This window comes from Pseudomonadota bacterium, assembly GCA_018823135.1.
Lineage (GTDB): Bacteria > Desulfobacterota > Desulfobulbia > Desulfobulbales > CALZHT01 > JAHJJF01.
Map to the genome: position 1 here is coordinate 48,072 of JAHJJF010000084.1, position 6,802 is coordinate 54,873.

The following is a 6,802-nucleotide window of genomic DNA, read 5'->3' on the forward strand; positions in this document are numbered from 1 at the left end:
GGAGCGTAAGAGATCAATATACTGAGAAAAGAAGGATTGACGAGGGGTATTGATTTAATATATGGATCGGACTCGTAATCGGGAACTATTTCTTGACCCGTCAATATATTACGGGTTATTTTGTTTTCTGTATACGCTTGTAAAATGGGCTGTTTCTCGATGATAATTTATTCCCACAGGTTTTAATTAGTTAATGGATTTAAGAATAAGGGGTTGGGGCATAGTTTTTTTTTGCGGGCTGATTTTTTATGCCGTCATGTTTGTTTCATTGCCTGCTGCATTTGCTGCAGAGGATGAAAGCGTTGATTTGTCAATAAATGAATCGTTAGGTGAAGAGGATTGGGTCGATCCCTTTGAAGACGAATATAATGATGCAAGTGAAAATGTCCAGGAGAGTCTCTGGGTTGATCCGTTGGAACCGGTCAACCGGGCGTTTTTTTACTTTAACGATAAGTTTTATTTCTGGTTATTAAAACCCGTATCCCAAGGGTATGCTTTTGTGATGCCGCAGGTCGGCCGGGTCGGCATCAGTAATGTTTTCCGTAATTTGATGATGCCGGTGCGATTTGCCAACAGTTTTCTCCAGGGGGAATTAGTAGATTCCGGAGTGGAGCTGACCCGTTTTCTGGTGAATTCAACGGTGGGAATAGTAGGATTTTTTGATCCGGCCAAGGATTGGCTCGGGCTTGAAGAAAGCCAGGAGGATTTTGGCCAGACTCTGGGATTATATGGGGTTGGCGATGCTGTTTACTTCTGCTGGCCGATTCTGGGCCCTTCAAATCTGCGCGATACCATCGGCCTGAGCGGCGATTATTTTTTGAACCCCATTTCTTATCTTGCCTTGTCTGAACCACTGGCGGGCTATGGCGCTGAAAGTGTTAAGAGGATTAACAAGACCTCCTTGAACATCGGCAAATACGAGACGATTAAAGAAGATTCATTTGATCCATATATTGCTGTTCGAGATGTTTATCTGCAGTATCGCCGCGGGAAGATTACGGAATAATTTATAATTTAAGACCTTTGCTGGCTTTCCGCAGGCCCGCTGACTAATGTATAAAGGAATGTTACAATGAAACACCCGTACAGGAATTGTTGTGTAAAGATTATGAAGATGCTTTTACTGATGCTCTGCCTTTTCATGTTATTCGGGACAACTGCCCAAGCAAAACAGGAGATACCTCCTTTGGGGCAGATACGATTAACGGTTGATAATATATTGACGGTTCTCAGGGATGAAACCCTCAAGTCTCCGGATAAGAATCAGGAGCGGCGGGAAAAAATATTGATCGAGGTCGACAAACGTTTTGATTTCGAGGAAATGACGCGTCTGGCTTTGGGTTCTGAATGGGACAAAAGAAACAAGAAAGAGCAGGAAGAATTTATCGATCTGTTTAAAAAGATCCTTGAAAATCGATATATCGGCAGGGTTGAAGCCTATTCGGATGAGCAGGTGAATTTTCAGGATGAATTAATCAAGGGCAATAAAGCGCTGGTTTCCAGCGTTTTTTCAAAGAACGGTCAGGAAATGTCGGTTGATTATAAACTTAAGAAAAATAGTGACAACTGGCTCGTCTACGACGTTATCATAGAAAAGGTCAGCCTGATTAAAAACTACCGGGCTGAGTTTGCACAGATTATTGCAAAGGAAGAGTATGCCGGTCTTCTGAAACGGCTTAAAGGAAAAGTCGAACAGATTTCCGAATAATTTGATTGCCATATTCGCAGATAAGCGAGCTTTGCGACACTCCGAAGCTCGATTGTGATCTGTGTTGAATTGTCTAACATATTGATTTTATTTGGTCTTGTCAAGAAAGGCGAAATTTTGTCAGATTGCATCAAGTTTGGGTGGCCCCCTCAAGATTTTCATCCCTGTAGAAATACTTCTGCACAAACTCGGAGCGTATTCCACAACAGGTTTTGGGCATTTTTATTGAAAATTATTACAGATTTCTCGTTTGCTCAATCCAATAGTAATTGCATTGAGCTGTGGGAAATAACTTGACATTGATTTAAAATCTCTTATATTCCATCGGTTTACAATTTAACAATAACTCCCTGGTCTATGGGTGGATAAGTGCTTGTTAAATTTGATGAAATACCCGAAGATGGTTTGCGGATTGAAATTGAGGACGAGTCCTGGTTCCCGGACCGTGATCTTAAGCGAACCGGTGCGGTCCGTTCATGGATTTTTCTTGAGAGACGTGGCTGTCGCGTTTTTGTATCGGGTTACATAGACGTTGAATTGCAATTGTCCTGTGACCGTTGTCTTGAAGCTTTTAGTTTCAGACCGATTCCTGATTTTCGTATGGTTGCAGAACTTGTTGCAAGCAGTTCGACTGGTCAATCCATTGAGGAACATTTGCTGGGTTCAAATGAAATGGATGTCATGTTCCTTGAGAAGCCGGTTATCGACGTATTTGAATTGCTGGATCAGCAGATTTTGTTGGCTTTACCCGTGAAAAAACTCTGTAATGAAGAATGCAGGGGGATCTGCAGTCAATGCGGATCGAACATCAACGTCCAGGTCTGCTCATGTGAGAGCAAGGCTAAAATAACACCCTTCACTGTGCTTGCGCAGTTAAAAAAATGAATTAAATCCTGTGGAGAAATATCTCCCGGAAAACCAATTAAAATTCTTAAAATTAATGACAAGATATATATCCGAAAGGAGGATTGATAATGGCATTACCAAAAAGAAGACATTCACATTCTAGAACCAGGAAGCGTCGTGCCAATGACGGCCTTACCGCACCAACTGTTTCATCCTGCCCAGAATGCGGCGAACCTAAATTGCCCCACACACTGTGCTCCGGTTGCGGAACCTATAAGGGCAAGTCCATAGTTAAACTCAATGAGGATGACCTGGAATAGGTGAATGATGGTGCAAATTGCACTGGACGCCATGGGGGGCGACAGGGGGCCGGATGAGCTGGTTGCCGGCGCTGTTCAGGCTGTAAACGAGATGGACCTTGAAGTGACACTTCTAGGTGATGAAAATCTCATTCATGATGCGCTAAAAAAACATCAGGGAAAGGACTCGGGGATCAGTGTTTTTCATGCCCCTGAAGTCATTTCCATGAATGAATCACCCATTGATGCTGTCCGGAAAAAAAAGAATTCTTCCATCGTTCAGGCCTTTAATCTCCAGAAACAGCAGAAAGTCGGGGCGGTTGTCAGTGCTGGGAATTCCGGTGCGACAATGGCTGCCGCTGTCATGCTCTTAGGCCGTCTTAAAAAAATAAGCAGGCCTGGAATAGCCAGTATTTTCCCCACCCTGAAAGGGCCGGTGGTAATGATGGATGTCGGGGCTAATGTTGACTGTCGACCTCAGCATCTTTTCCAGTTTGGCGTCATGGCCGCGGCCTTTTCAAAGATACTGTTCGGAGTTGAAAAACCCCGGATTGGTTTATTGAGTATCGGTGAAGAAGGGGGCAAGGGAAATATTCTCACCAAGAAATCCCACGAACTTTTTCAAAACAGTTCGCTGAATTATGTCGGCAATGTTGAGGGGCGTGATACCTTTCAGGGAGATGTCGATGTAATTGTCTGCGACGGGTTTGTCGGTAACGTCTGTCTGAAATTGAGCGAAGGGCTTGCCGAAGCGGTGGTCTCAATGCTCCGGGATGAAATCAATAAGTCTTTTGCTGCAAAAATGGGATATCTGCTGGCCCGTGGCGCTTTTAAAAATCTGCGAAAAAGAATTGATTACGCGGAATACGGTGGCGCACCGCTGCTTGGATTAAACGGCAACGGCATTGTCTGTCATGGAAGATCCAACGCCCTGGCAATAAAGAACGCCATTGGCGTGGCCGCAGAACTCGTGCGCAATAATGTCAACGACCATATTCTCAATCTTTTGCGGGAAAGCGATTATGGAGAGAAAATATCGTTTGACGATTCAGGCCTTCCCGATGATGGGGGAGTCCAATGATTTCAAGGGCGGTGATAATCGGCACAGGTTCCGCGCTTCCTAAGAGGGTTCTTTCCAACGTCGACCTGGAAAAGATGGTGGACACTTCCGATGAATGGATCACAAGTCGGACCGGCATTAAGGAAAGACGAATTGCCGGCAAAGGCGAGGAGACTTCAAAGCTTGCAGCTGCCGCCGCAAATAAGGCCCTTGAAATGGCTGGGCTTGCCGCAGATGAAATTGATCTGATAGTCGTTGCAACCATAACCGCCGAGATGGGCATGCCCTCCTGTGCCTGCCTGGTGCAAAAGGAAATCGGCGCATACAATGCCTTTGCTTATGATCTGAACGCCGCCTGCTCCGGTTTTCTCTACGGTCTTGACCTGGCTGATAAGTATATACGATGCACGCCCGATATGAAGATATTGGTCATCGGCGCCGAGAATCTCTCCACCAGGGTTAACTGGAAAGACCGGAATACCTGCATATTATTCGGTGACGGCGCGGGGGCTTGTGTGGTCACCGGCAATGATCAGGGGCGTGGATTAATTGCCAGCAAACTTTTTTCCGACGGCAGGCTTGCGAATTTATTATATATGGATAGTATTCCTTCTATGAATCCGGATCTTCAAAGGGATGATTATGAGGGACCCTATATAAGGATGGTCGGACCCGAAGTTTTTAAAAATGCCATTCGAGCCATGGAAGATTCAGTCAAGAAGATTCTTGATTCAGAAGGGATTTCCACCGATGATGTGGATATAGTAATTCCGCATCAGGCTAACATGCGGATTTTAAAGGGTTTATCCGACAGGATGGGAATATCTTCGGAAAAATTCTACATAAATGTTTATAAATATGGTAATACATCGGCGGCTAGTGTCGCAATTGCAATTGATGAAGCTAACCGGGAGGGGCGTCTTAAGCAGGGTGATCTCCTCCTTCTTTGTGTTTTCGGCAGCGGTTTTACGTGGGGTTCTTCTATTATCAAGTGGTAACGATAGCGGTTAATTCTGCAGGCGATTCTTTAGCCGGCTTGTATATTTTTGAATTTTGTCGATGAGACTCTGGCGGTTTGTTTTTTTAAATCCATGTGGCGAAAACGTGGTTTATCATTAACCATACGGCTGATAACCCTATAACAAAAGGTGAGTAGAGTGGATTATTTCTTGAGCGAAGAACAACAGATGATTGTTGATGTAGCTCGTCAGATTACTGATGAAATGATTATTCCGCAGCGGGTGGAACTTGATGAAAAAGAGGAGTATCCCAAAGAAATCCTTGGGGCAATAGCCCAGGCAGATCTTTTTGGTCTTTATATTCCAGAAGAATACGGCGGTTACGGCGGCGGTTGTTTTGACATGGTCCTTGCCCTGGAGCAGTTCGGCAGGGGGTGCGTCGGTATCGCCACAAGCTTTGCCGCCAGCGCCTTGGGTGTTTATCCTATTTTGATTTCCGGCAGCGATGAGATGAAACAGAAATATCTCCCTGATGTTGCCACGGGCAAAAAAAGTGGCGCTTTTGGTCTCACCGAAGCAAATGCCGGCAGTGATGCTTCAGGTATTCAGACTACTGCGGTGCTGGATGGCGATGAATGGGTTATCAACGGCACGAAACAATGGATTACCAACGGCGGGGAGGCGCAGATTTATTCGATTATTGCGATTACCGACCGAACCAAGGGGCCACGTGGTGCCAGCATGTTCGTTCTTGAAGATACTGATCCGGGATTTACTTACGGCCCGAAAGAAAAGAAACTCGGCATCCGCGCTTCATCCACCCGTGAACTGATTTTTAAAGATTGCCGAATTCCCAAGGACCGGCTGATCGGCAAGGTTGGTTCCGGTTTCATTACAGTTATGAGAACCCTGGATCTTTCAAGACCCGGCATTGCCGCTCTTGGTGTCGGTCTGGGACAGGCTGCGCTTGATGAAGCGGTGACTTATGCTAAACAGCGGGTCCAGTTCGGTAAACCGATTATTTCGTTTCAGGCAGTACAGCACATGCTCGCCGATATGGCCATTCAGGTCGAGGCGTCACGGGCACTGGTTTATGGTACCGCAAAGCATATTGATGCGCACAAGACCGGCGTATCCAAAGTATCGTCAATGTGTAAGGTTTTTGCAACGGATATGGCCATGAAGGTTTCAGTGGATGCTGTCCAGATATTGGCCGGTTATGGGTACATGCGTGACTATCCCGTTGAAAAGATGATGCGCGATGCGAAAATTCTGCAGATTTATGAAGGAACGAACCAGATTCAGCGGAATGTAATCGGCCAGGAATTGAATAAGGAATATACCAGGAAGAACGGTTAAGTTTTCCTGTTCGGGAAAAAGTTTTTCAGCTGTGTTGAAAAAAACGTTTTTTCGGCGAAAAATCAGTGTATCTTTTATCCCAAAGAGTTAAATCAAGACCTGCGGATATAAAGTCATAAATTCTGAAAGTCAAAGGTATCGAAAAAAAACTCGGACTGATTGTAGATGCGTAAACTATAACTGTCTCGTAATAATCAAACGCGACTGGAAAGCGAACAGCAGCCAATACAATTATGAAAATCGTTGTTTGTGTAAAACAGGTTCCTGATGCCAAGGATGTCAGGCTTGACCCGAAGACCAACACCCTGGCCCGCGAAGGGGTTCAAAGTATAATGAATCCCTATGACCGCCATGCCTTGGAAGAAGGTGTCAGGCTTAAGGAAAGATTCGGCGGTACGGTAACCGTGATAACCATGGGGCCGCCTCAGGCTGCGGAAGTTTTGCGGGATGCAGTGGCCTGCGGCGCTGATGAGGCTGTGCTTGTATCAGACCGGGCATTTGCCGGGGCAGATACCTGGGCAACCACGTATACGTTGTCGCGGGCTATCAAGAAACTTGGCGGGTTTGACCT

General features: G+C 45.6%; 8 protein-coding genes. All 8 read left to right on the forward strand.

The annotated features are described in order from the left end of the window. Window positions 1–193 precede the first annotated feature (193 nt). Window positions 194–1,006, forward strand: a complete 813-nt coding sequence (locus KKE17_08955; GenBank protein ID MBU1710117.1) for a VacJ family lipoprotein — start codon at window positions 194–196, stop codon at window positions 1,004–1,006. A gap of 66 nt (window positions 1,007–1,072) precedes the next feature. Next, window positions 1,073–1,708 (forward strand): ABC transporter substrate-binding protein, encoded by a 636-nt coding sequence (locus KKE17_08960; GenBank protein MBU1710118.1) that lies wholly within the window; start codon window positions 1,073–1,075, stop codon window positions 1,706–1,708. Window positions 1,709–2,077: 369 nt separating this feature from the next. After that, a complete protein-coding gene (locus tag KKE17_08965) occupies window positions 2,078–2,593 on the forward strand; it encodes a DUF177 domain-containing protein (GenBank protein MBU1710119.1) in 516 nt (171 codons plus the stop codon). 89 nt (window positions 2,594–2,682) lie between these two features. Beyond that, window positions 2,683–2,874, forward strand: a complete 192-nt coding sequence (gene rpmF, locus KKE17_08970; GenBank protein MBU1710120.1) for a 50S ribosomal protein L32 — start codon at window positions 2,683–2,685, stop codon at window positions 2,872–2,874. A 10-nt stretch (window positions 2,875–2,884) separates the two neighbouring features. After that, entirely contained in the window at window positions 2,885–3,934 is a 1,050-nt protein-coding gene (plsX, locus tag KKE17_08975) for a phosphate acyltransferase PlsX (GenBank protein ID MBU1710121.1), read from the forward strand. Then, window positions 3,931–4,911 (forward strand): ketoacyl-ACP synthase III, encoded by a 981-nt coding sequence (locus KKE17_08980; protein MBU1710122.1) that lies wholly within the window; start codon window positions 3,931–3,933, stop codon window positions 4,909–4,911. The genes plsX and KKE17_08980 overlap by 4 nt, the downstream gene beginning before the upstream one ends. A gap of 159 nt (window positions 4,912–5,070) precedes the next feature. Further along, window positions 5,071–6,231 carry an acyl-CoA dehydrogenase family protein gene (locus KKE17_08985; GenBank protein ID MBU1710123.1) on the forward strand — a complete coding sequence of 387 codons (1,161 nt, stop codon included), beginning with the start codon at window positions 5,071–5,073 and terminating at the stop codon, window positions 6,229–6,231. 233 nt (window positions 6,232–6,464) lie between these two features. Continuing rightward, on the forward strand, window positions 6,465–6,802 hold a 338-nt coding region (locus KKE17_08990), incomplete at its 3' end, for an electron transfer flavoprotein subunit beta/FixA family protein (GenBank protein MBU1710124.1).

Coding starts and splice junctions, on each gene's coding strand:
- KKE17_08980 (MBU1710122.1), top strand. CDS start 3,931: ATGATTTCAAGGGCGGTGATAATCGGCACAGGTTCCGCGCTTCCTAAG.
- KKE17_08960 (MBU1710118.1), top strand. CDS start 1,073: ATGAAACACCCGTACAGGAATTGTTGTGTAAAGATTATGAAGATGCTT.
- KKE17_08955 (MBU1710117.1), top strand. CDS start 194: ATGGATTTAAGAATAAGGGGTTGGGGCATAGTTTTTTTTTGCGGGCTG.
- rpmF (MBU1710120.1), top strand. CDS start 2,683: ATGGCATTACCAAAAAGAAGACATTCACATTCTAGAACCAGGAAGCGT.